This window comes from Chloroherpetonaceae bacterium (genome assembly GCA_033763895.1).
Classification (GTDB): Bacteria; Bacteroidota; Chlorobiia; order Chlorobiales; family Thermochlorobacteraceae; genus JANRJQ01.
The window spans coordinates 1-25,553 of record JANRJQ010000013.1 but is presented as its reverse complement, the minus strand read 5'-3'; the positions used below and the strand labels follow the sequence as shown (position 1 = coordinate 25,553).

General features: G+C 42.0%; 21 protein-coding genes. 16 read left to right on the top strand and 5 right to left on the bottom strand.

Features of this window, described 5'->3' with window-relative positions; genetic code table 11:
• Positions 1-38: 38 nt before the first annotated feature.
• A complete protein-coding gene (gene hisF / locus SFU91_13450) occupies positions 39-797 on the bottom strand; it encodes an imidazole glycerol phosphate synthase subunit HisF (protein MDX2130033.1) in 759 nt (252 codons plus the stop codon).
• Positions 798-819: 22 nt separating this feature from the next.
• Entirely contained in the window at positions 820-1,740 is a 921-nt protein-coding gene (gene dapA, locus SFU91_13445) for a 4-hydroxy-tetrahydrodipicolinate synthase (protein MDX2130032.1), read from the bottom strand.
• Positions 1,741-2,092: 352 nt separating this feature from the next.
• Between dapA and SFU91_13440 the strand changes: the two genes are divergently transcribed.
• The 10 genes from SFU91_13440 to SFU91_13395 all read left to right on the top strand — a co-directional run bounded on the left by SFU91_13440 (position 2,093) and on the right by SFU91_13395 (position 10,530).
• Positions 2,093-3,184, top strand: a complete 1,092-nt coding sequence (locus SFU91_13440; GenBank protein ID MDX2130031.1) for an outer membrane beta-barrel protein — start codon at positions 2,093-2,095, stop codon at positions 3,182-3,184.
• 71 nt (positions 3,185-3,255) lie between these two features.
• On the top strand, positions 3,256-5,484 hold the full coding sequence (locus SFU91_13435; protein MDX2130030.1) for an ATP-binding protein: 2,229 nt from the start codon (positions 3,256-3,258) through the stop codon (positions 5,482-5,484).
• Positions 5,485-5,594: 110 nt separating this feature from the next.
• Positions 5,595-6,578, top strand: coding sequence for a response regulator (locus tag SFU91_13430; GenBank protein MDX2130029.1), 984 nt, complete (start codon positions 5,595-5,597; stop codon positions 6,576-6,578).
• Between the two features lie 84 nt (positions 6,579-6,662).
• Positions 6,663-6,821 (top strand): hypothetical protein, encoded by a 159-nt coding sequence (locus tag SFU91_13425; protein ID MDX2130028.1) that lies wholly within the window; start codon positions 6,663-6,665, stop codon positions 6,819-6,821.
• Positions 6,822-7,304: 483 nt separating this feature from the next.
• Positions 7,305-7,592, top strand: coding sequence for a hypothetical protein (locus SFU91_13420; protein ID MDX2130027.1), 288 nt, complete (start codon positions 7,305-7,307; stop codon positions 7,590-7,592).
• A 30-nt stretch (positions 7,593-7,622) separates the two neighbouring features.
• The gene (locus SFU91_13415; protein ID MDX2130026.1) at positions 7,623-8,159 is read left to right on the top strand and encodes a hypothetical protein; all 537 of its coding nucleotides are present in this window, start codon (positions 7,623-7,625) and stop codon (positions 8,157-8,159) included.
• Positions 8,160-8,353: 194 nt separating this feature from the next.
• Positions 8,354-8,575 carry an antitoxin VbhA family protein gene (locus tag SFU91_13410; protein ID MDX2130025.1) on the top strand — a complete coding sequence of 74 codons (222 nt, stop codon included), beginning with the start codon at positions 8,354-8,356 and terminating at the stop codon, positions 8,573-8,575.
• Positions 8,568-9,176 carry a Fic family protein gene (locus tag SFU91_13405; GenBank protein MDX2130024.1) on the top strand — a complete coding sequence of 203 codons (609 nt, stop codon included), beginning with the start codon at positions 8,568-8,570 and terminating at the stop codon, positions 9,174-9,176. Before SFU91_13410 ends, SFU91_13405 begins: the two co-directional genes overlap by 8 nt.
• Positions 9,177-9,354: 178 nt before the next feature.
• Positions 9,355-9,801, top strand: a complete 447-nt coding sequence (locus tag SFU91_13400) for a hypothetical protein (protein ID MDX2130023.1) — start codon at positions 9,355-9,357, stop codon at positions 9,799-9,801.
• A 150-nt stretch (positions 9,802-9,951) separates the two neighbouring features.
• Positions 9,952-10,530, top strand: a complete 579-nt coding sequence (locus tag SFU91_13395) for a DJ-1/PfpI family protein (protein MDX2130022.1) — start codon at positions 9,952-9,954, stop codon at positions 10,528-10,530.
• Positions 10,531-10,888: 358 nt separating this feature from the next.
• Here the strand turns inward: SFU91_13395 and pscD are convergent, their stop codons facing one another.
• The 3 genes from pscD to SFU91_13380 all read right to left on the bottom strand — a co-directional run bounded on the left by pscD (position 10,889) and on the right by SFU91_13380 (position 14,437).
• Complete coding sequence (gene pscD, locus SFU91_13390; protein ID MDX2130021.1) at positions 10,889-11,269, bottom strand: photosystem P840 reaction center protein PscD; 381 nt, start codon at positions 11,267-11,269, stop codon at positions 10,889-10,891.
• 130 nt (positions 11,270-11,399) lie between these two features.
• Positions 11,400-13,316, bottom strand: coding sequence for a molecular chaperone DnaK (dnaK, locus tag SFU91_13385; protein ID MDX2130020.1), 1,917 nt, complete (start codon positions 13,314-13,316; stop codon positions 11,400-11,402).
• 695 nt (positions 13,317-14,011) lie between these two features.
• A complete protein-coding gene (locus SFU91_13380) occupies positions 14,012-14,437 on the bottom strand; it encodes an Hsp20/alpha crystallin family protein (GenBank protein MDX2130019.1) in 426 nt (141 codons plus the stop codon).
• A 535-nt stretch (positions 14,438-14,972) separates the two neighbouring features.
• On the opposite strand from SFU91_13380, the gene SFU91_13375 reads away from it, so the two are divergent.
• From SFU91_13375 to SFU91_13350, 6 genes are all read left to right on the top strand, one after another.
• Positions 14,973-17,267 carry a PP2C family protein-serine/threonine phosphatase gene (locus SFU91_13375; GenBank protein ID MDX2130018.1) on the top strand — a complete coding sequence of 765 codons (2,295 nt, stop codon included), beginning with the start codon at positions 14,973-14,975 and terminating at the stop codon, positions 17,265-17,267.
• A 271-nt stretch (positions 17,268-17,538) separates the two neighbouring features.
• A complete protein-coding gene (locus tag SFU91_13370; GenBank protein ID MDX2130017.1) occupies positions 17,539-18,855 on the top strand; it encodes a DUF6175 family protein in 1,317 nt (438 codons plus the stop codon).
• Between the two features lie 43 nt (positions 18,856-18,898).
• Positions 18,899-20,344, top strand: coding sequence for an LPP20 family lipoprotein (locus tag SFU91_13365; protein ID MDX2130016.1), 1,446 nt, complete (start codon positions 18,899-18,901; stop codon positions 20,342-20,344).
• Positions 20,345-20,738: 394 nt separating this feature from the next.
• Positions 20,739-24,542: a multifunctional oxoglutarate decarboxylase/oxoglutarate dehydrogenase thiamine pyrophosphate-binding subunit/dihydrolipoyllysine-residue succinyltransferase subunit gene (locus tag SFU91_13360; protein ID MDX2130015.1), complete on the top strand. Its 3,804-nt coding sequence runs from the start codon at positions 20,739-20,741 to the stop codon at positions 24,540-24,542.
• 54 nt (positions 24,543-24,596) lie between these two features.
• Positions 24,597-24,815, top strand: coding sequence for a hypothetical protein (locus tag SFU91_13355; GenBank protein ID MDX2130014.1), 219 nt, complete (start codon positions 24,597-24,599; stop codon positions 24,813-24,815).
• A 38-nt stretch (positions 24,816-24,853) separates the two neighbouring features.
• Complete coding sequence (locus SFU91_13350) at positions 24,854-25,465, top strand: hypothetical protein (GenBank protein ID MDX2130013.1); 612 nt, start codon at positions 24,854-24,856, stop codon at positions 25,463-25,465.
• The last annotated feature ends 88 nt before the right edge of the window (positions 25,466-25,553 follow it).

Below are 25,553 nucleotides of genomic sequence, written 5' to 3'. Positions count from 1 at the left end.
ATGATGTGTTGGTTGGAAAAATAAACTTGGTCAATGAGCTAACGCCGAACCTCAATTCCTTTCGAAGCCAAATAATTTTTTGCTTCATCAATGGTGTATTCTCGGTAATGAAAAATCGACGCGGCAAGTGCGGCATCGGCAGCACCTAAAGTAAAGGCTTCTTCCAAATGTTTAAGATTTCCGGCACCACCCGAGGCAATAACCGGTATGGAAACAGCGGTTGAAATGCGTTTAAGTCCTTCGAGGTCATAACCGGCTTTGGTTCCATCGCGGTCCATACTTGTAAGAAGAATTTCTCCCGCGCCCCGCTCGGCCACCTCTTGAGCCCATTGCAAGGCTTCTTTTCCCGTGGCTTGTTTGCCGCTATGCGTAAAAACTTCCCAAGTATCTACTCCCGTTCGCTTGATATCAATCGCCACAACAATCGCCTGTGAGCCATAAATTTCGGCAAGGGTATTGATGAGATCTGGCTGCTGAACGGCGGCGGTATTGAGTGAGATTTTATCTGCGCCGTGAAGAAACGCTTCGCGAGCGGTTTCAAGTGAATTGATTCCGCCGCCCACTGTAAGCGGTATGAAGACTTCTTCCGATACTTTTCGCACTTCTTCAAGTGTAGTGCGACGGAGTTCAATGGATGCGGAAATATCGAGAAACACCAATTCATCGGCTAAGGCTTCATTGTAAAAACGTGCCTGTTCCAAAAGCGACCCCGCATCGGCAGGGTTTTCAAAATTAACCCCTTTAACAACCCTACCGCCTTTCACATCCAAGCAAGGAATCAATCGTTTGGCTAACATCGGCTATCCTTTGACGTGCTCTTTAAACAGCCGCAAACTGTTTCAGAAGACCAAGCTTTTCGATTTCCGCATCCAATTTCTGCAGTGTTGCAGGCTCGCCCGGGACAATCGGGGCGCGATAAGTGGCTTCGCAAAGGCCCATTCGAGAAAGGATATATTTTACCGGAATCGGGTTTGATTCCAAGAAATTCATCGTGAAAAGACCATAGTACTTGTTGTGAATCGCGCGGGCTTCATCCAATTTCCCTTGATGCATCGCGGTGACCAATGATTTCACAACGGCAGGAATTTCATTGGCCGCTACGGAAATCACCCCATCTGCGCCCAAAGCCATCATAGCAAGCGTGAGTGGGTCATCGCCACTCAGCACTGAAAGATGAGCGGGGCGAGATCGCAAAAGCTCCATTATTTGATTCATATTGGCCGAAGCTTCTTTCACTGAAACAATATTCGGTACCTCGTTTGCCAATTTGAGAAGCGTATCGACCGCAATATTTCCGCCCGTTCTTCCCGGAACATTATAGACGATAATCGGAAGCGAAACCGCCGCTGCCACCTCAGAAAAATGCTTGATATACCCTGCTGCCGTTGGCTTGTTGTAATACGGCCCAACTGATAAAATGCCTTGCGCCCCGGCCTTTTCAGCCGCCTTCGAAAGGGCCACCGCATGATGGGTGCTGTTGCTTCCGGCACCGGCCATTACGCGAACACGGCCTTTGGCTTCATTGACAACCACTTCAATCACCCTGCGCTGTTCATCGGCTTCAAGCGAGGGCGATTCGCCCGTCGTTCCGCAAGGAATAATAATATCTGTTCCCCCTTCAATCTGAAAATTCACCAAACGCCGAAGCGCCGCCTCATCAAGCTTTCCTTCTTGTGTAAATGGCGTAACCAAAGCAACAATTGATCCTGTAATCGCTCGGTGTGTTCCGTTGTTATTCATGTTCTTTTGTATCAATATTTAGTGCAAAATTTCCTATCGGTAAACTTCCTATTGGTAAACTTCTGAAAATCATTTTGTAACTCAGAAATCAAGATCACTGTTGCTATCGATTCAATTACAAAATGATTTTCAATTTAGGGAGAAAAGGGGATTATTTATTTCAAATTTCTTTCAAAATGAAAATGAAAGCATGCAGTAAATGAAAGTACCTTCATTTAAAGGCTTATGGTAAATTGTAATTGATATAAAAGTTTGATTAAATTTGAATCTGCATCACTTTTCTACATAAGCACACACAATCGCTTGTCTAACATAGTTTGGCAAGTTTTTTTTAATTCAAACAACAGTTATCATGAAAACTTTTACGGTTTTACAAAGAACCTTTCTCATTGCCCTTGCCCTTTTACTCGCCAATTTTTCAGTTTCCGGTCAAGATGCACCAAAGGCCGCTGAGCCAACCATTAAGTGGAGTGGCTATGTTGGGGCGTATTATGCTTGGGATAACGATAAAGGCGCCAACCCTCGTCAATTTTCCTTCATCGCACCAAACCGAGAAGAATTCGGTTTAGATATTGCAATGCTTTCATTTGAGTATGCAGCCGATAAAGTTCGTGCCAAAGCCACCATCCAATATGGCGATGTCGTTCGTGGTTGGAGCGGTATTAGCACCGACGCTTTATTGAATCGCGGCAATATTCAAGAAGCGTATGCTGGATTTCGTCTCGGACAAGGCTTTTGGGTTGATGCCGGTTTCTTCCTAACACATGTTGGAACAGAAGGCTTTTTCCCGAAAGATAATTTTTTAAGCACCCTTGCCACAACCACACTCTATGAGCCTTTCGGTCAAGCAGGCGTTCGTTTTACTTATGAATTCTCAAATAAACTAACCGGCCAACTCAATCTTTTAAACGGCTTTAGCACCTTTGCAAGTGATCAGCCCAGCAATGAAAGCCCGCGAGCACAAGCTTTTGGAATTCAATTAACTTATAAGCTGAGCGATAATGCTAAGGTTGTTTATGACAATGTCATCGGTGAAGTCAATGCAGGCGCAAACTTCCGTACTTATCACAATCTTTATTTTAGTGTGACAAGCGGTAACTTGGAGTTTAATGTCGGTGGTGATTTTGCAACGCAAAACAAAACACCAACGGCAGGCGAATCCGCCACTTATCTCTCCGGCTTAGCAGAAGCACGCTATGGCCTTAGCGACCTTGTCAGAGTGATGGGGCGCGTTGAGTATTTCAACGATGAAAAGAATGTTCTCGGCTCAGGCAATCTTCAACTTGCAGGTTTCACCGGTGGATTTGATCTTCGCCCCGCTGAAAATGGTTTCATCCGTCTTGAAGGCCGCTATTTACAAGGGCTTGATGATGCAAAACGCTTCAATGGCGCAAGTTCAAAATCCAGACTTGAAGTTGTTGTAACAACAGGCGTTTCTTTCTAACTTTATGTATCACCTCAAACGGGTGAGCTTTACTCACCCGTTTTTGTTTAACCGAAATTCTTATATCGACAATGGCTGAAAAGGAAATTGATCTTACTGCTTCCTCTGTAAAGAAAACTGAAAAGGGAATCTTCGCTCCGGCCGTCAATTTGATGAATAGGCTTAAATATCCCGCTAAGTTTATCATTATCAGTATTCTTCTGGATGTACCCAGCTTGATAATGATTTTGCTGCTCACCTCGGTCAGAAACGAAAGTATCGATTTCGGTCAAAAAGAAATTTATGGGGACATTTATAATCGCCCGTTAAAGAATATTCTTGTTTATGTTCAGGAGCATCGAACCCACATGCACCTTCTTTTAAGCGGCCGCACGGAGTCGCGCCAAAAGGTTAATGAGTTTCAAAAATCTATCGATCGTGAGATAGCTGTTTTGGATTCCATCGACCTTATTTATAATGAAGATTTGGCAATTGGCGATCGATGGAAGCAACTGAAAGTGCGTTGGAAGGCCGTCAATAAAATGGCAACTTCTTCCTACAAAGATCAGAGCTATGAAGAGCATACCCGAATGGTTGAAAAAACTTTGGAGCTTATTTCTTATGTCGGCGACGTCTCAAACCTTATTCTTGACCCTGACATTGACTCCTACTACATTATGGATGCCACACTTCTTAAACTTCCGGCCATTCTAAAAAACATTGCCTCAGCACGCGATCTTGGCATCGATATCGCTTTAGGCGACGAATTAACTGCTGAAAAACGGGCTCAGCTTATTTTCGTTTTGCCCGGGGTTATTCGATCGCTTACGGAGGAAATGAAGGCGGGTATGGCAAAGGCTTATGTCTTCGAAAACATCAATAAAAATGCACCGAAGGTGAAAGACCGCGTTGACCGTGAGTATCAAGATGCCATCAATGCCATAGAAGTATTCTTGAACACCACAGCAGCTATTAAATCTACTGATCTTGATAGCACTGCTAACTTTATGCCCGATCGTCATTACGCGGCTGCGAGCGATGCGATTGCCAAAATTAACACCCTTTATGATCTTGAATTTAATTTACTCGACGATCTCATTACGGTTCGAATAAATGCTTTGCGGTTTCAAAGAACCTTGATGCAAGTCGGCGTTCCTATTTTGTGGCTTTTGGTAATTTATCTTCTTGTGGGTTTCTATCGCTCGGTGATGCGTACGGTGGAAAGCTTGGAAGAAATCTCGAAAAAGCTTGTTGCCGGTGCTCGTGAAAAAGTTGAACTTGAAGCCGAAGACGAATTGGCTCAAGTCGGGGAAGCGTTTAATGTCATTGGTCAAGCCCTTGTGGAGCGTAATGTTCAGCTCGAAGAAAATAAAAAGCAGCTTGAAGATTCTATTCAGATGGTTGAAGAGAGCTATAAAAAATTGTCGGAATCGACGAATCAACTTGCGGAATCGAATCGGCAAATTCAAGAGCAACAATCGCAGCTCATTCAATCCGAGAAAATGGCTTCCCTTGGTCAAATGGTGGCAGGTATCGCACACGAAGTCAATACGCCGCTCGGGTTTGTGCGTAATAATATTGAAGTGCTTGAGCGTACACAACAAAAGATTTTTGAATTGCTTGATCGCTATAACACAATGCGAGATCAACTCGCAACAGGCGAACTTCAAAATTTGGAAGCAACCTTAATGGAAGTAATGGAAATGAGTGCCCGCTCCGATAAAATGGTGGCAAAGTCACAAAATATTTTGAGCGAATCCCTTGTCGGGGTTGATCGTATTCAAGAGCTTGTCATGTCACTCAAAGACTTTTCGCGGCTCGATGAAACAGCCTTTAAACCCACCGATCTCAATCAAGGTCTTGAATCGACTCTCAAAATTGCGAACAATGTCATTAAGTATAAGGTTGAAATTGTTAAGCAATATAGCGATAACATGATTATCGATGCATTTCCCGCCCGATTAAATCAGGTGTTTTTGAATCTTGTGACCAATGCCGCTCAAGCCGTGGATGAAAAAGGAGTGATTACTCTTAAAACTTATTTCGACCGAGATGAAGAAGGCAGAGAAGTGGCTGTTATTAAAGTTGCAGATAACGGAAAAGGAATTCCGGCTGAAAATATGAAGAAAATTTTCGAGCCCTTCTTTACGACCAAACCGATTGGTCAAGGAACCGGGCTTGGTCTTTCAATTGTCTATAAAATTATTGAGCAACATAAAGGGACAATTTCTGTTGAAAGTGAATTGGGTAAAGGAACCGTTTTTACAATTCAACTTCCTAAGAAACAAGTTTCTGTTGGTGCAAAGCCCGTTAATGTGTAATTTGAAATCCGTTTGTATTTTTGAGTTGCTTTTTCTTTTTGAGATTTGTTCTCAATTTAAAATAGCCTACTTCTCCTAATGGGATTTCTTTAATCGATAACTTTTTTTCTATGCCAGAATCACATATTCTTTTGGTTGATGACGAACCAATGGTACTTAGTTCACTTTCACGCTTGCTTGAGGACGATTACACGGTTCATACCGCTGATGGTGGTGCAAAAGCAATTGAACTTGCAAAAAAGTACCCGATAAAGGTTGTCATTAGCGATCAAAGAATGCCCGGAATGTTGGGCCACGAAGTGCTTCGCCAAATCAAAGCCATTAGCCCAAATACCATTCGGATGTTGCTTACGGGTTACTCCGATTTGGATGCTATTATCAGCTCTGTCAACGCCGGCGAAATATTCCGTTATATCAACAAGCCTTGGAAAGCGGATAACCTATGCAATTTGGTTAAGCTCGGCATTCAGATTTATGATAAAATTACCTTGCTTCAAAATCAAGAAACCCAGAAGCCATCGAGTGGAGTCCCTTTAGGTGTTCAACGCAGTGTTCATATCGAAGTTGAAGAGAAAAGCGGCTCTGTGCTTTTTGTTGATTACGGTCCGAATGAAGCTAAGAATTTGGCGGATAAATTTTCAAAAGGTTTTGATGTAACAAGCGCCACTTCGGTTGATGAAGCCTTCAAAGAATTGGCAAAAAGGCCAATTTCAGTAGTAGTCAGCAATGTTAATTTTGGTGATATCGATGGGATTAGCTTCCTTAATACCATTCGTCAAGAATATCCTAATGTTATCACAGTTATCCTCACCGAAGTGAAAGATGCAACGCTTGCCGTACGCTCCATCAATGAACTCGGGGTTTTCAAGTATTTGGTAAAGCCTACAGCAGATAATGTCATTGAGCAAACGATTAAGGATGCAGCACAGCGTAGCAAATCATATCAATCCACGCCAACGCAGAATGTTCGTCAAGCGGCAGAAACCATTGCACCGGATTTGGTTACGCCAAAAATCGAAGAAAGCGCCCTACGCTTACGCCTAAGAGCCGCTCAAGCCTTGCTTTCGAAAACCAATCTGCGCAGCGAACTTTAAGCATCGCTTGAAAAAGTAACTGTTCTATTCAAAAAGCCGCAAGTTTCTTGCGGCTTTTTGTTTTGTATTGGTCATAACAAAAAGGTGGTTGAGCCTGTCGAAACCACCGTGCATGAGCCAAACACTTTTACGCCGTCATTCCGGCTTGTCCGGAATCTGAAAGGAACAAAGCAAAAAAGCATGTCATTTCGAGCGAAGCGAGAAATCTCCGCAGCTCCGCACACCACAAAACGAGGGGGTTGAGCCTGCGCCGCACTGAGTTTGTCGAAGTGTCGAAACCTCCGTAACAAGGTTAAAGTCATTTCGAGCAAAGCGAGAAATCTCCGATTTTCAGCACGCTTACAAATTAGGTGGTTGAGCCTTTCGAAGCCACAGAACCTTATTAATCCACCATATTCAAATAGAACACAGATGACACAGATTAAATGGATTAGTGACGTTGATCCGTGCGAATCAGTTTCATCAGCGTTATCCGTGTTCTATTATTAGAAAAAGCGGAGAGAAAAAAAGTTCTTTCAAAAATCCGTCGTCTTTTCTAAATTCAAAACCTCGTTCCTTCAACTAATCTCATACAAATTTCCAATACTGAAAGACAAATAAGAATGACATGAGCTGGTTAAAGCGGAAAACTTACAATGATTAAATTTCATTAATAAAAAGAAATAACAAAGAAAACTCTAAAAGATTGCAACTGAGGGAATTTTTCGGAATAAGGCATAAAAAAATATGAAAAAGATTTTATTTCTTCTTTTAATTATAATTATAAATGCTTGTTCAAATAAAAGTGAAAATAAAATTGAGCAAGAGTTTATCGAAAAATCAGAGCAAAATCTTGAATTGGAATATATAAAAAAACGTGATAATTCCATTTATTATTTTGAAGCCGAACTTGATAAGAAATCTGGTTTTGGTAGTAATATAGTTAAGCTAAACAATGCCTCATTATTAGCTTTAGAACAAATTCTCAAAGATATATTAATTAACTCAACTAAAGATAGTATTATTAAATCCTGAAAAATAAATTTAGAAACATTAATAAATGAAGTGGGATTTGGAAAACTTGATGGTCTTGTGATAGATTATAAAAATTCAGAAATTTTTATAACCTCCAAGAATTTATTTTATAGTCACTTTAAAGAGAAAAATATTAATTCTATTAGAAATCTTTTTGAAGAGCAGTTGGAAGCTATATTTACTGCTTTAGCATCTGATGCAAATGCAAAAATATATTTCTTTGAAATCGACACTTCAAATAGTAATCATCAAATATATAGATGTATTGGAGGATTTACGCAAGATATTGATCCCTTTCCTCCGGACTATTTTTTTATTTTGGTATCAAGAAATGACTATGTCTATGTAATTATGAAAAAAATCGATATGCAATTGGATCAGCTAAAAGAAAGCGGTGAGATTTATAATAGTATCAATGCAGATTCGGCTGTTTCAGAAAATGATAATGTTGGTGAAATTGCTTGGAGTAAATATCAAAAAAGATTTCATGTCCTTTTCAAAACCAATGAACAATTTGATTCACTACAAAATGAACTAAACTTAATTATTTCAAATGCTAAAAATTAGAAGTAATTAACATTAATTTTGTTTTAACTTTATAATTGTATTATTTTTTTTTCAACCTGTTAGTATTGAATACTTTAAGTTTTCAACCTTCTCGAACGCAAAGCCGGGAAAGGATATAAGCATTTTTGATGCGGCAGTGTCAAGCTTTTGACCTAAATATTTTGTAAGCTTAGAAAGGATTTAAGACATAAAAAATGTACAACACGATAGAAATAGATAGAAGTAACCTGACAATAATGGGAGTTAAGTTTTCGGACTTGAAAACCTTGGAAAACACTGCAAATGCCTTGGGGAGTAATATGTTTGAAGGCTTTAAACCGACACCAAAAGGTATTGAAATCATAAGGGACTATGTGACTGGCAAAATATCGCTAATAGAACTCGTGAGATTAGCCAAACAAAAAGCCTATGTCTAATTCTTATAAATATATTGACCCCGACTTTATCTACACTGATCCAAAGACTGGACTTTTAAGGAACATTTTAGACATTACAGACCCCGATGTATTGATTTTTGTTGAAAGTGGTGCAGTAACTAAACGACTTCAAGAACTTTACGATAATCCCATACAAATAAAGGGCATTGACAGCCTTTTTGACATTCACAAACATTTATTTCAAGACATTTACATTTGGGCTGGCAAAAAGCGAACAGTTGAAATTAGCAAAGATGGCAAACAGTTCTTCCCTACTTCACACTTTGTCAACGCATTCAGACACATTGACCAATTAATTGCTGAGTTCAAGAAAATTCCGAAAGACAATAAAAAACTACTTTCCGAGAAATTGGCTGAAATTTTAGATAATGTCAACTATTTACACCCATTCAGAGAAGGAAACGGGCGAACACAAAGAGAGTTTTTAAGACTATTGGCATTAGAGAAAGAGTTGACACTAAATCTAAACCCACCAGACAACAAAAGTACTTACGAACGATATATGAAAGGAACAATTGAAAGTGATGTAAATACTTTAAGAGAGTTAATTATTGAACTAATAGACACGAATGAGAAATAAAATAACTGCCTATTACGCAGGTTTTACACAGGAATGTTGACTGATAAACTTGGAGATTTGATCTATATTAAATTCAGTACAATTTGACAGTTTTGTTCTTCGAATTAAAAATCTTTGAAGCTAAAACCGGCACTAAACCAAGTGCCAAATCTTATTCATTAAAACTAAAAAAAGAAATATGAAAAAAATTGTGCTAGTTGCATTCTTGACATTATTGTCTGTAAATTCTTTCGGTCAAACGACACCTGAAGAACTTATTAATAGCTTCTTCAAAGAGTATAGCAAAAATACAAACAAGGCATTAGATGACCTTTATGCAACTAACCCTTGGACATCAAGAATTAAAGATGGAATAGAAAAAATAAAGAAGGATGTCAATGGTTTTATTGTTGACTATGTTGGAAAATACTACGGATATGAGCCAATAACTAAAAAACAGTTTTCCGATAGTTTTGTGCTGTATTCATATTTGGTAAAATACGAGAGACAACCAATGAGGTTTACCTTTGAATTTTATAAACCAAATGATAAATGGATATTGTATTCCTTTAAGTATGATACAGAGTTTGATGATGAAATTGAGCAGGCTGCAAAGCTCTATTATTTAGATCTTGATAAAAAGTAGTACTGATAAGGATTTTGCGTTAGTCTGGTCGTTATATACTTGGAAATTTCTGCTCCGAATTGAAAATCAGCGAAGCAAAACCCGCCCGAACGCAAATCACGAAAACGTTATGTGTAACCTTTTGACGACAACAAAACAAACAATTATAAAATGAAAAAAGCTGTATTAGTAACATTTGACAAGTTCACAGACATTGATATTTTTTTAGCGTGGGACTTGCTTAACCGAGTTAAAATTCGTTACAAAGAGTTTCAAGTAAAAATTGTTGGAACAGAAACATACCACAAATCTGTGTGCGGGCTTGACCTGAAAACTCACGGACTTATTGAAGAGTGCAATGATGCGGACATTGTATTTTTTGGAAGTGGACCCGGGACAAGAAATGTTATCAAGGACGAAAATTATTTAAAACGGTTCAACCTTGACCCCAACAGTCAAATTATTTGTTCTATGTGTTCAGGTGCATTAATTATTGCCGCACTTGGACATTTAACAGGACTTTCTGCAACAACTTATCCTACTGCATTTGAGGCTTTGAAAAGTTATGGTGTTGAGGTTTTAGACAACAAACATTTGGTGATACACGGAAATATCGGAACAGCAGCAGGATGTTTAGCAGCAGTTGACTTGGTTGGTTGGGCTATTGAAAAATTATACGATAACAAAGTTAGGGAAGATGTGATCGCATCAGTATTACAAATTGGACAAGGGCAAGTATGCTTATATTAACTGACAAAATAAGAAAGGCTACACATTTCACGGGCTTTACGTCAGGCGTCAGGCGGGAGACGTGAAATCTTGGAGTTTTGTGCTTTTATTCAAGAACAGTGCTGAGTTGACAGTTTTAACTCCGGTGCTACTTTGTGAAGTGCTCCGAACTGTAAGTCAGCGAAGCGAAACCCACCCGAGCACAAAGCCCGAAACCGTTTTTTCCACAAAGAAAAAAAGGTGATACCTTCCGTATCACCTTTTTATTTTTTTGCGGGCTGTAGGCTGTGAAGCTGTACGTTTCGCAAGGGTGGTATTTCCCACCGAGCGCGTTTTATGTGTTCTTCAAAGAAGAGTGTTGTTTGGTTGAAGTCCCCTCTTACTTGAAAAATTCGTCGAGCGTGTAAACGCGTCCACGCACTTCGACGGAAAGTTCGTTGTTATTTGGATTCACAAAAACCTGCATCTCGCGAACGGTCCACTTGACACCACGGCTATCATAATCCATATTATAGCGTTCTTCATTGAGTTTAACCGTGTCTTCGGTACGAATCGCAATGTCTTCATTTGAGGAAAGCACACACACTTGAAGTTGGCCTTCTTGTAATTTGCGTTTCATTTCCTCGGTGTTTGAAAGCCTGCCATAACCGGCGGCTGAGGCAATGGTAAGTTTCAGTTTCCCGCGGTCGCCGCGCTTGGCTTGTGTGATGAAGTATTTATCCAACTTATGCACCACATTTCCTGAACGAGTAATCGGCATATCAATAATGATTAAAATGTTGTACTTCAAAAGCCTTTATTCAATATCGAAAAAAAGAAACAAAAAAGAGGCATAAAAAGAAAAGGGCTGTGCATTTACACAGCCCTTTCGGACGATTTAACCCATCCGCTTATTTATCATCAACCACTTCAAAATCAGCGTTCTTTACTTCGCCGTCTTTACCGGCACTTCCTTTTTGCGACGCGCCATTACCACCTTCGCTAGGGCCAGAAGCACCCATCGGGTTCGCAGAGCCTTCGTACAGTTTCTTCGAGGCTTCGCTCCACTCGGCGTTTAGTTTTTCAACTGCAGCTTTTATAGCTGTGGTGCTGCCTGTTTTTTGTGCATCTTTCAATTCATCAAGTGCACGCTGCAAGCCCGAGGCAGCATCTGTTGGAAGTTTATCGCCCAATTCCTTGAGTTGCTTTTCGGTTGAAAAGACAAGTGTATCGGCGGTGTTCTTGATATCCGCTTCTTCCTTTTTCTTCTTATCATCTTCGGCATGAGCCTTGGCATCTTCACGCATTTTTTGAATTTCCGCATCCGAAAGTTTGCCGCTCGCTTCAATGCGAATCTTCTGCTCTTTTGCTGTGGCTTTATCTTTGGCAGAAACGGAGAGAATACCGTTGGCATCGATATCGAAAGTCACTTCAATTTGCGGAACGCCACGCGGTGCCGGCGGAATACCATCCAAGTGGAATCGACCGAGCGTTTTGTTATCAACGGCCATCGGGCGTTCGCCTTGAAGCACATGAATTTCCACCGAGGTTTGGCTATCAGAAGCCGTTGAGAACGTTTCCGATTTCCGCGTTGGAACAGTGGTATTGGAATCAATGAGTTTTGTCATCACACCGCCCAAGGTTTCAATACCAAGCGAAAGCGGCGTGACATCCAAAAGAAGCACATCGGTAATATCACCCTTGAGTACGCCGCCTTGAATGGCTGCACCAATGGCCACCACTTCATCGGGATTGACGCTCTTGTTGGGTTCTTTCTTGAAGAAATCCTTCACCATTTGCTGAACCTTCGGAATACGGGTTGAACCGCCCACAAGCACCACTTCATCCAATTGGTCAATATCAACTTTTCCATTCTTCAGGGCGCGTTTGCAAGGCTCAAGCATACGGTCAAAGAGATCGGCGCAGAGCCCTTCAAATTTGGCGCGTGTTACATTCACCACCAAGTGCTTTGGTCCATCCTGCGTAGCGGTAATGAAGGGAAGGTTCACTTCTGTTTCAGTGCGAGATGAAAGTTCAATTTTTGCTTTTTCAGCAGCTTCTTTCAAGCGTTGAAGTGCCATTGGATCTTTACGTAAATCAATGCCTTCTTGCTTTTTGAATTCATCGGCAAGGAAATCGATTAAGCGTTGATCGAAATCGTCGCCACCAAGATGCGTATCGCCGTCGGTTGAGCGAACTTCAAAGACGCCGTCGCCGAGTTCAAGAATCGAGACATCGAAGGTTCCGCCACCAAGGTCAAAGACGGCCACTCTTTCGCTGGCTTTCTTTTTATCCAAACCATAAGCCAATGCGGCTGCAGTCGGTTCGTTAAGAATACGCTTCACTTCTAGCCCTGCAATTTTGCCTGCATCTTTTGTGGCTTGGCGCTGTGCGTCGTTAAAGTACGCCGGAACGGTAATCACCGCTTCGGTCACTTTTTCGCCTAAGAAGTCTTCAGCCGTTTGCTTCATTTTTTGAAGGATCATTGCTGAAATTTCTTCTGGAGAATATTGCTTATCGCCGATTCGAACTTTCACGCTGTTATCGGACGAAAATACTTCATAAGGCACGAGTTTCATTTCACTCGTAACTTCTGTAAGCGCACGACCCATAAAGCGCTTAATCGAATAAACCGTATTTTTTGGATTCGTTACTGCCTGACGCTTTGCCGACTGACCAACCAAGCGATCCCCATTTTTTGCAAAACCAACTGCCGAAGGCGTTGTTCGATAGCCCTCAGAATTTGCAATGACAACCGGCTCACTGCCTTGCATTACCGCTACGCATGAGTTGGTTGTTCCCAAATCAATTCCTATTATTTTACCCATTGTTGTAAAGATGATGTTAGAAAAATTTCCTTGTTGTGGTTTTTAATTCGTTGAGTTTCTAAGAGGTTTCTCTTCTAATGATTTTCTGTATTCATCACGCTCTTTTGTTTATTTCGAAAAGAACACGCTATACTTCACTTATTATAGTTCAAATGTCGTGCCAATTAAATCTTTCCTGATGATATGCCATTATTGCCGATTCATTGTCATATTTCTGAACCCTTCAATTGTTTGAATTGCCGTTTTATGACAAAAAGTTTGTTAAGAGACAAATTGACAGACATTTTACTTACTAGTTTTTCTCATTCGCTATCGTGAAACATCAACGGCCTTTGAATTTTGTGGGAATTTGGAGTCTTTGAAGAAAGGGAAAAAAAATTCAAGTGAATTCAAAAAAATGATTAATAAAAAAAGCGCTCCCGCAGAAAATGAACGAAACTGCGAAAGCGCCATTGAAAAAGGAGTATAACTATGAACTGATGATGAAAAGATTATTTGCGTTGAATTGGTTCCCTAAAAAAACAAAATGGCCGATTTATTTTACTAACTCCCTAAAATATTAGACTTAAATATGGTATTAAGAAGTGACCGTTTTGCTCACGAACTTGTAGAATGTCGTCAATTCTCAATCAAAACAAAAAAAGCGCTTGGTTTCCCAAGCGCTCTTAAAGTATCAACGGTCTAAAGCGAAACGGTTATCGAATCGTTACTTCTTTAATGTTTTTAACAGGCTCGATTTTGGCCAAGCGAAGATTTAACACCCCGTCGGTATAAGTTGCCTCGATGTTTTCCGTAGAGATGTTTTCACCCAAGGTGAAACTTCGTGAAAATGAACCAAAGAAGCGTTCAGTTCGGCGGAAGTTCTTGGTTTTGTTATCCGTTTCAGCCTTTCGCTCTGCACGGATGGTTAACACATTATCTTCCACACTAACCTTGACATCTTCCTTTTTAATACCGGGTAGTTCAGCTTCAAGGAAAACATTTTTTTCATCTTCCGAAATATCGACTCGGAAGGAAGAAATTGTATGTGGAACGAGTGTATTGAATTTATCACGAAGCACTTCGTCGAAGACACGGTCGATTGTAGCAAACGGATTGCCGTTATCAAATTTTACTAACATATTTGAATCCTCCTGTTTGATTAGAAAAGTTGTGAATGAAATAATTAACTCAAGTACTTTTTATTTTCCGAGATGTGACAAACTTGAATCGTATCCGAAGACTTTGACCCTATTTGCTTACCTCTCACTCCCTATAATTCAATTTCCGTGCCAAACGGACATTTGCTGATTTATGCTCCTTTTTCGTTGATTTGAGCGAAAACTCCCATCCACGTTTTCAACAATTCAGTTTTCGCTTTTGCCGCCTGTTATTTTTTCATATACCGGCCTTTTCTTCAGTCTTCTGTCACGACGAATTGTCAGTGGCAGCTATCGTTTTCACCCAATTCATTCTGGATAATTTTTTTGTGATCTATAACAAAGAAACATTTCTTTGAGAAATGCGAAATAAAAGAGATGTTGATGGCTATCTCATGATTTCACTTATTGGTTGACACTTTTTCATTTGGGGAATGTGACAAGATGGATTGTATGTTTATTGTATGATCCGCTTTGGCTCACCTCTTAGGCTTAGAGTTTTGTTTATATTGAATTCATGACCAAAAACCGTAGCCGTTTATATTTATACTTTACGCTTGCACTTGGCTGTGAGCTATTATTATTCACGATAGATGTGGTGCTTTACTATGCCAAAAGCCCCTACATTCTCTCGTGGCTTGCGCTCTTTAAAGATATTTTAGCGATAACCGTTTTTGCGGTTATCTATTCTTTCTCTCGCGATTACTTCAAATCCACATCTTCAATCGAAAACAATGCTGATGGCTCGGGCTTGTGGATTGAGCCGGTTGAAATTTTAAAGAAAGGGACAACCTATTTACTGCTCATGATTGTGGTGCTGAGTTTAATGAGCACCGTTATGTCTCCGGCAACATTTTCGTTTGAACAAGCGCAGGAGACCAAAGTTCTTGTAGCCGGGTCGCTTTACGCGGTAATTAAATCGCACATCGTTTCCCTTTCTTTAGCGACATTCCTTTCATTTGGACTGATTGCGCTAGAGCGCTTGGTTCTTTTTCGCCGTTTGCAAAACACCAAAACCAATTTTCTCACCACAATTGGTCTTCTATTGCTAGGGGCACTCGCTTCGCTTGGTACTTTTCCGGGAGAACAGCCAAATATTATTGCGGGCATTCTTTTAGGCGTTGGCGGGGCAATGATGCTAACGAATATTTTTCGATTGTCTTGGATTATGCCAATGAGCCGGCGAGATAAGCTGCGCTCTATTTTTTTAGTGATTTCTATTTTGGTTGCTTTAGGCTCCCTTTACGGCGCTTTTGAAGCAGGTATAATGCTGCTCGCTTTCAGCAATTCTTCTGCATTCTTTTGGTTTGCAATTTCGATTTTTTTGGGCGCTTACCTCTCAACGGCCTTTTTGAGTTTGCTTTTTTATTTACCAACCTCCGAAGCAATCGAGAAAAAGGCTGCAGAAGTTCGCAACCTTTATGCGATGAGCAAATTCATTACAGATGTTTTTGATGAAGAAAAAATTTATTCATCACTTGTCAATTACGCGAGCGAATCTTTCGGAAATGGGGCATCCGTATGGTTTGATATTTATCAACCTTATTCGCTTGAAGCAAAACTTTCTCCATCAAAAATGAATGAAGAGCGGGAATTGGCTTCGAAATTACCTACTGTTCAGTTTCAAGAAAATCAATCTGGCGGGGGATTGTTTAAGACGGTTTCACAACAGAATATTGATTTAAAAACGATTCACGATTTTTCTAAATCATCTCAATTTATTTGGAGTGGAATTTTAGCAGAAAAGCGTCCGGTCCGAATCGATGATGTATTGCTGGATAAGCGTTTAAACCCTGAAGCGTCAACCAAAAAGTCACTTGCGCTTCGATTGCGTTCGCAGCTTTCTCAAAAGTCCCGAGGTGAAATCGCTTCAATGGTGTCTGTGCCACTGATTGCCCGTAGCAAAATCATTGGTGTTTTACATGTTTCTAAAGATGTCGAATATGGTTTTGTCAAAGAAGACATCGAACTGGTGACAACCTTCGCCGATCAAGCCGCAATCGCAATTGATAACTCCCGATTGATTCGCGAGTTAATCGATAAAAAGCGGCTAGAGCAAGAACTTTCGGTGGCTCAAAAAATTCAATTAAAACTTCTCCCGCAATCGGCCATTTTAGTCCCGGGATTTGACATTGATGGCGTTTCATATCCAGCTTATGAGGTAGGGGGCGATTATTACGATTTTGCACAACTCAATGAAGGCACAACGGTTTTGGATGCCGGAGTCGTGATCGCAGATGTCTCGGGGAAGGGAACCTCAGCAGCCTTTTATATGGCGGAGATGAAAGGCATCTTTCAATCGCTCTGCCGCATTTATCCTGACGACCCCAAGTCACTACTTATTCGTGCCAATGAAGCCATTACCAAAGGACTTGATAAGGGGGCATTTGTAAGTGCTCTTTATGCCGTTATTCGTTCTAGCGATAACAGCGTGCTGGTGGCCAATGCAGGCCATTGCCCTCCTGCTTTTGTCCATAGCAAAGGCTCCGGGGTTTTACGGATGAGCGGCCTTGCTTTAGGGCTGGATAAGAGTAATGGCTGTGAACTCTTTAAGCGTGCTGTTTCTGAGCAACGCATTTTTATGAAACCGGGTGATGTGCTTGTTCTTTATACCGATGGCGTTATTGAAGCAGTTTCTCGTAATGGAGATCAATTTGGATATGAAAATTTGCTCTCGACAGTAGAAAAATCAAAAGAGAAAAGCGCTTTTGAAATTAAAGGGGATATCTTCCACGCCGTTAATGCCTTTACTGCCGATGGTGGCTCGGTCAATGACGATCTTACAATTGTGGTCATAAAACTGAATGCTTGAGATGAGATTTTTCATTCCGGTTGCTCGTCAATAATTAAACTGTTTTCGCGAACCATCTGATTTCATCATCATTTTTTCTCAACTTCAACTTCCAATGTTGTAAATTTCGGATGTGAATTTAGACGCCATACTTCGACTTTTGGTTTAAAGCATAAAATCTCTCTTTGCCTTTATTGTGAGGCATCGCAAGGCGATGAAACAAGTCTTTTGATCATCGTATATAAATTCATTTTTGTTAAGAACTTTAAGACGATTCTTAAATCCAACTCTTATGCCGGCACCGTTAAATTTTTTTCGTTTTCGACCGTTGAACATTCGATCACTCTTCACAAAAATGCTGAGTGGCCTTTACATTGTGCTGCTTTCTGCATGTGCTTCAACAACAAGTTCTTTATTTTTTCCTCGGCCTATTCAGGCACAAATGCCGCGCTCAACCGAGGCCGTGTTTGTCGAGGTTTACGATGCTGCCAATGTAACCATTCGCGCAAAAGGAATTGGAAAGGATGTGGACGAAGCCACTGCAGATGCGCAAAAATGTGCGGTCTATTTTATGTTGTTCAAGGCGACGGATAGAATATTGCAAACGGCTGCTGAAGAAGATGCCTTTAAGGGTGTGCAGGATCAATTTTTTGGTACGGAGGCCCTCAATGCTTCAAATGCCATTGCTTGGACGGGTGAAGAGATTTTAAGCCGCGTGAAAATGTCGAACGGAAACATTCGAATTGAGCGGTTGGTGAGAATCAATACCGAAAATTTGAAGAAGTTTCTGGCATCCTTGGGTGCGGTGGCTTCGCAAAGCGATCTTACCGATTCGCAAAGTAATCCTTTCATTATGGTTTTACCGTCGGTTGCCAAAGGAGAAAGCCCAATTGACGCAATGGCGAAAAACCCACAGCTTAAAACGGCTGCAACCGTCATTGAATCATTTTTAACCAATCGCCGATATCAAGTTCGCGTGCCCGAGCAGCAAGATGCTGTATCGGACTTGGCGCGTGCCGTCGGTTCCGTTAAGGGCGTTGGAGAAGATATTACCTATCAATTGGTATTGAGCATCGGTGCCGATATTTATATCACTTATTCTGTAACGGTTGAGCAAGGGAAACTGGGTAAAAAAGCCGCGGTGACTTGCAAGGCCTACGAAACTACCACGGCATTACTTTTGGGCTCAGAAACCGGATACAGCCCGGAACGGCCTTCGGTTACTGATGCCGCCGTAATTGAAGAAGCAATGAATGACGCAGTTGGAAAAGTGCTTTCCCGCGTGAGTGGCTATTGGAAAGAAGATTTAGACCGCGGGCGGCACTTCAAGTTGATTTTCAAGATTACCGGTAAATTCAACGATACCTTTGCCTTAGCCGATGCGGTTGAAGAAGCGTTGAAAGGAATTACGACGCAAGCCAAGCAAATCGCTGCCACTGAGCAAACGATTGACTTCGCTATCCGCCAAAATAATGTTCAAACGGCTAATGAATTTTTTAAGGAACTTGAAAAGAAATTGAAAACGGACAAAACTTTTCAAGGCAATGGCGCAAAACTCCGCAGGCTGCAAGTCAAGGATAAATTGATTTTAATGGCGATTGAAAAGTAACGATAATTCAAATTCAACTTGACTCACTCTAACATCTGATGTTATGAAACGGATTCTTCAAAAAACGTTTTCACTCCTTCTCACCGCATTGGTGATTCATTTATCACTTTCATGTGCCTCTCAAACAACCGCTTTAGCGCCGCTACAGGTGGTTGCAACGGCTGAAGCACAGGTGCCGCCGGCGTGGGTGAGCAGCGGGAAGGATTCGCGCTTTCCGGATGACGCCTATTGGCTGGGTGTCGGAAGCGGACGCGGCGGAAGAGCACTCGAAAATGCACGCGATCAAGCGCGAAACGCAATTGCCAAGCAACTGAAAATGACCGTTTCCTCTTCAACCACACTAAGTGAAATGTCATCTTCGGGCACTTCAGGAAATTTTAACATCACCAACCTTCAAGAGCGAATTCAAGTGGTGGTGGATAAAATGGATCTCAGCCTTATTACGCAAGGCGATGAATTCGTTTCGAAGGTCAAGGGCACGACTGATGTTCTAATGGTTTTGGAAAAAGCCGCATTCATGAAAAAGCTCAGAACCGAGCTTGATGAAATTGTCGCGGGAGCACGAACAAAAATTAGTGCAGCCGAAAGTAATGCGACAAGCGGAAATATTGCCTCTGCCGTTGGGCAGTATATCGATGCGCTTAATGCCTATGAGCCGTTCACGCCCAAACAGGTTTTTTATAACGGTATTTTTCCGGGGAACGCTTATCAAGCCCCGCAAGATGCTTCGCTTGCAGCCATTGAAACGGGTTTAGGGAAATTGCTCTCGAAGGTGTACTTAAGAAAATCCGCCGGCGATAAGCAAACGGGTGAAGTGGGCCGGGCCTTGGAGCAGCCGCTCAGGGTAAAGGCCGTTGCGGTAGATGCAGGAAAAGAGACGCCGATTCGCGGGGTGACGGTGCTCTTTATGAATGGTGAGCGAGAAGTCGGTTCAAGCGTGACCGATGAAACAGGAACTGCATCACTGATATTTTTGACCACCACCGAAGGCACGGTGAGCAACCGTGGCAAAGTAACGGCTCTGATTGATTTTACAGAACTTAGCAATCGGCTTCGGCAAGAAGCTGCAAAAACGACTTCCGTTTCGTTCGACTATACGGCAAAAGTTTCTCCCTTTACTTGCGATATCACGGTGCAAGGCGTGGGAAGTGATGCGGCTAAAGTCAAATTGATGAAACGAATGGTGGCGTATTTTCAAAAGCAAGGAGCGGTGATTAAATCGGGCGCGCCGTTGGTTATAACCGCAACGGTTACATCAACCGAAGCGGCTCGGGTTCAATCGCCAAATGGAGAGTTAATTTTGCAAGATGTTTCTGCTTTGGTGAGCTTTGCCAATCGCGCGAGTGGCGAGGTAGTGTCTTCGGCTACGGTTTCGGCGAAGGGGTTGGATAAATCGGAAACAGTTTCGGTTGAAAAAGGAATGGAAAATCTTCAGTTTGATAGCAACGCGATTCTTGAGGCAATTTTATCAGCGAAGGGTTCGCGGTAATAAATAGCATTGAATGCACGAAAGAACCAAGTCCTTTTCATTTAGCAATTTTAGTAACACTTCTGTTTTTGAAGAAATTTAGGAAGCCTTGGTCATTTCTTGATTAATGAGAAAATCAACACTTGAGTCAACGACTTGTTCTAATTCCGTTTTGAATCACTCAATGAATTGCGCATCTGAAGTCTGCCTTCCTTTGATGCTCTTCCTTTACCTTATTAGAGTCAAATTTAAATTTCAATAAGTAAAGTACTTAAAACTTGCCCTCCCTTGCGTACATTCGCACTATCGAATTAAGACTGCCTTTGGTTTCGTTTTCAGCTCTTTTTTCAGGCACGAAAGCCGCACCTTAACAACAATCAATTTTTTTCTGTCACTTCTATTGTAAGGACAACTTATGAGCATTACTGATCAAGCCGTTCAAGAAAAATTAGTTGAAATCTTTGGGTTCAATACCCTTTTTATTGAAGATCTCTATCAAGAGTATGAAAAGAACCCTGAAGCCGTCAAGCAAAGCTGGCGCCTCTTTTTCGATGATCTTCGCCAAGGGAAAGTGGATTTGTCGCTTCTTGAACATGACGAATCGCGATATCACGAAGAGTCCGCAGTTATTCAAACCGCTAATTTAAATGCTTCTTCAAGTCCGCGCAGCATTTCCGCTTCTTCTCCAGCCAATGGCGTTCCGAAATCAGGCACACCCATTATGGGTAAAAACTACAATACCCTTGAAGAGTTAAAGCTCGGAGATGGCGAAAAAGCGACTGCCATTTTGGGAACTGCGGTTCGCATTGTTGAAAATATGCAGCAAAGTCTTTCGGTGCCTACAGCTACAAGTGTTCGCACGATTGCAGTGAAAGTCCTTGAAGAAAATCGCATTATCATTAATCAGCACCTTTCCGCAACGGGTGGCGGGAAAATTGCTTTCACGCACATCATTGCTTGGGCAATCGTTAAAGCGGCAAAAAAAATTGCGGCGATGAATGCTTCGTTTGCTACGGTTGCCGGAAAGCCTTACCGCATCGAGCATCAGCATATTGCCATTGGCCTTGCCGTGGATATGACAAAAAAGGATGGCTCACGCTCACTTGTGGTGCCCAATATCAAATCGGCGGAACAAATGAACTTCGCGCAGTTTTTTGCCGCTTACAATAAGCTTATTGCCAAATCGCGCAAGAACCAACTTGACCCGGCCGATTTTCAAGGAACAACCATTTCACTGACCAATCCGGGAACAATCGGTACGGCCTCTTCGGTGCCGCGCTTAATGGAAGGTCAGGGTGCGATTATCGCTACCGGCGCGATTGATTTCCCGCCGGAGTATCAAGCAATGTCGCCCGAGGTACGTGCGCAGCTTGGCATCAGTAAAGTGATGACAACGACAAGCACCTACGATCACCGCATTATTCAAGGCGCAGAATCCGGCGAGTTTCTTGCATTGATCAATCGGTATTTACAAGGTGAAGAGAATTTTTATGATGAGATTTTCACCGATCTCAAAATGCCCTACAAGCCTTGGAAGAGTATGACCGATAAAAGCACCATCACTTTTGGTGGTGCTGTCAATATGGAAGAGGTGATTCGTAAGCAAGCGCGTGTGATGCAAATGATTAATGCGTATCGGGTTCGCGGCCATCTTATTGCCAATATCAATCCTTTGGGCTATGAGCCGACTTATCATCCCGAGCTTGACCCTGAATTTTACGAGCTTACACTTTGGGATTTGGATCGCGAATTCATCACAATGAGTTTTGGCAATAAAGATCAAATGCTTCTTCGCGATGTCATCGGCATTTTGCGCTCGGCTTATTGCGAAAAAACCGGCGTTGAGTTTATGAACATTCAATCGCTCGAGCAAAAGCGTTGGATTCAACAGCACTGTGAAGATGCCCGCGTAAAAAAGATTTTCACGAAAGCTGAAAAAGAAGAAATTCTCTATAACCTCATTCGTGCCGAAGGGTTTGAGCGCTATTTACACACCAAGTTTTTAGGGCATAAGCGCTTTTCGATTGAAGGCGGTGAAACGGCCATCGCCATTTCCGATTACTTGGTGAAGGAAGCCGCAACTTATGGCACCGAGGAAGTGGTGATTGGTATGGCACATCGCGGACGACTGAATGTTTTGACCAATGTAATTGGCAAATCGTATGAAACGCTTTTCGCCGAGTTTGAAGGAAAAAAACTGCCTCTCGCCGCGGGTGAAATCACGCAAGGCTCCGGCGATGTGAAGTATCACTTGGGCGCGACGGGAAAGCGAACCGGTCATAATGGTAAGGAAGTAACGGTTTCTGTAGCGTCAAACCCCAGCCACCTTGAGGCGGTGAATCCAGTAGTTGAAGGAATCGTTCGGGCTAAGCAAGACCGCCGAAGCAACTTTGCTTCTCAATTTTCTGAGCCGCGCCGAAAAGCTGAGCGCGAAGTGCTTTCGTTCCTCATTCACGGCGATGCGGCTTTTGCCGGACAAGGTGTTGTGGCTGAAACGCTGAATCTTTCGAAGCTCAAAGGCTACGCAACTGGCGGCACAATTCATCTCATTATCAACAATCAAATTGGATTTACAACAGGTCCGGATGAAGCGCGTTCAACACTCTATGCCACCGATGTCGCTAAGATGGTGCAAGCGCCGATTTTTCATGTTAATGGCGAAGACCCTGAGGCGTGTATTCGCGTGATTCAAATGGCGCTGGAATACCGAATGACTTATGGCGGCGATGTGGTGATTGATATGATGTGTTACCGCAGGCACGGCCATAATGAAGGTGATGACCCGGCTTACACACAACCCGTTCTCTACAAAAAGATTAAAGACCGCCCGTCGGTTCGTGAAATCTACGCGCAAGATTTGATTCGCGAAGGCAGTTTCACCGAAGCCGAGGTTGAAGCTTTGATGAATCGATTTAAGGATGAACTTGATCAAGCCTACGAGAAAGCCAAAGCCTATAAAGCCACGCACGATGAGGCTGAAATCGAGCAAAAGAAAAAGGCTGATCTTACTTTGGCGATTTCACAAGAGGAATTGCCTGTAACTAATCGAAACCCTGAAACGAGCGTCCCGCTTGAAACCTTGCAACAAATTGTGGAGTCGATGTTCCGCTTGCCCGAAGGATTTCGGATTAATAAAAAGCTTGAGCAGCAATTTGCAAAACGTAAACAGTTGCTTGGTGCCGATGCTTCACAAACCCAAATCGATTGGGGCTTTGCCGAGTCTCTTGCTTATGGCAGTATTGTTTTGAGCGGTCATCCCGTCAGGCTTTCGGGGCAAGACAGCACGCGCGGAACATTCAGCCAACGCCACTTGGCCTTTGTAGAAACGGAAACGGGCGAAGAGTTTATTCCGCTTCGGCATATCACACCCACGCAAGCGCAGTTCAATGTGTTTGATAGTTTGCTTTCAGAATTTGCGGTGATGGGGTTTGAATTTGGTTATAGCGTCGCCGACCCGCTTTCACTTGTCCTATGGGAAGCACAGTTTGGCGATTTCGCCAATGGTGCGCAGATTATGATAGATCAGTTTATTGCAAGCACGGAGTCGAAGTGGGGGCAGAAGTCGGGGCTTGTTCTGCTTTTGCCTCACGGCTATGAAGGTCAAGGGCCAGAACACTCTTCGGCGCGGCTAGAGCGATTTTTGCAGCTCTGTGCAGAAACCAATATGCAAGTGGCTTACCCCACAACGCCGGCACAGTATTTTCATTTGCTTCGCCGCCAAATTATTTCAGGCAATATTAAACCGCTTGTTGTGATGACCCCGAAGAGTTTGCTTCGACATCCGCTTGCCGTTTCTGTTCCACAAGATTTAACGAACGATCGGTTTCATAATGTCTTGGATGATGTTCAATCGCCAACCAATGTCAAGCGAATTGCGCTTTGCAGCGGGAAGGTTTATTACGACTTGCATCAGTATCGTGTAAAAGAGCAACGGCATGATGTTGCCGTGGTTCGGGTTGAACAGTTTTATCCTTTCCCAAAAAAGAAACTGCAGCATTTATTTGAAAAGTATGGAACCGCTACCGAGGTGGTGTGGGTTCAAGAAGAGCCTAAGAATATGGGCGCGTGGAGTTTTCTTTTGCCTCGCTTGATGGAAATTGTTCCGGCTTCAATGAAACTGCGCTATATCGGGCGACCTTCGTCGGCAAGCCCTGCAACCGGTTTCTTGAAGCAGCATGAAGCCGAACAGTTGGCGATTTGTGTTCAAACTTTTGAGTAAATCCAATTTTTTCTTTTTATTGGTAAACTCATTTTGTAACCCATAAAATTCACTATGACTAAAATTGATTTACGCAATCGCCGCCTTCGTAAAGCTTTTCGAGATGCGGGGGCTCGAAAGGGTACAAAAATTTATGTGATTAAATCTCATGATGGCTGGCTCGTTGCTGAGGAAGGCCGTAATACCGAATTAGCCTTAGTCCCGAATAAAGTAAAAGCAATGAAAGAGGCTAATTTGGTTTCTAAAGGTCGCCCTGTGGTTATAATTAATTAGATTTTTTTAGTTTATTTTTCTTCGTTTTCTCCCTATTTATGAGAAACCGTAATGTTTTTGTTAACTGCCCATTTGATAACGATTACTTCCCCCTTTTCCGACCTCTATTGTTTTCGATTATTGCTTTAGGATATCGACCCCTTTTATCTGAAACGGTTGATTCGAGTCATTCACGCATTGATCAGATTAAAGGATTGATGAAATCTTCGCAATATTCAATTCATGATCTTTCAAGAGTCGATTCTATTGTTGATGTCCGTAAAGATCAGTTACCTCGTATGAATATGCCTTTTGAATGTGGTTTCGATTTTGGGCTTAAATATTCTGGCGTTTCTAAATTTGCTACAAAGCGCCTCTTAGTTTTAGACCGAGAGAGTCATCGTTACAAAACTTTTCTATCAGATTTATCCGGAAGTGATATCGGCATTCATCATAATTCTCTGGAGCAAATGATAAAAGTTGTTCGAAATTGGTTTCTTCATCATACATCTGTCCATTTAAGCTACAGGCAAATTTTGATTGCTTATCACGAATTTGATAGCAAGCTTCAAGAACTTTTGATACAAGAGGGGTTGAACCCTCACAATATGTTTGATATTCAATTCAAAGAATTAATTCTTTGGATGTCCAATTTTTTGAAAAAATACTAATCAATTTCAGTTTAATGTTTTTCCGATATCTCACTGCCGGTGAATCGCACGGGCGACTTCTTTCCGCCACAATGGACGGTGTTCCTGC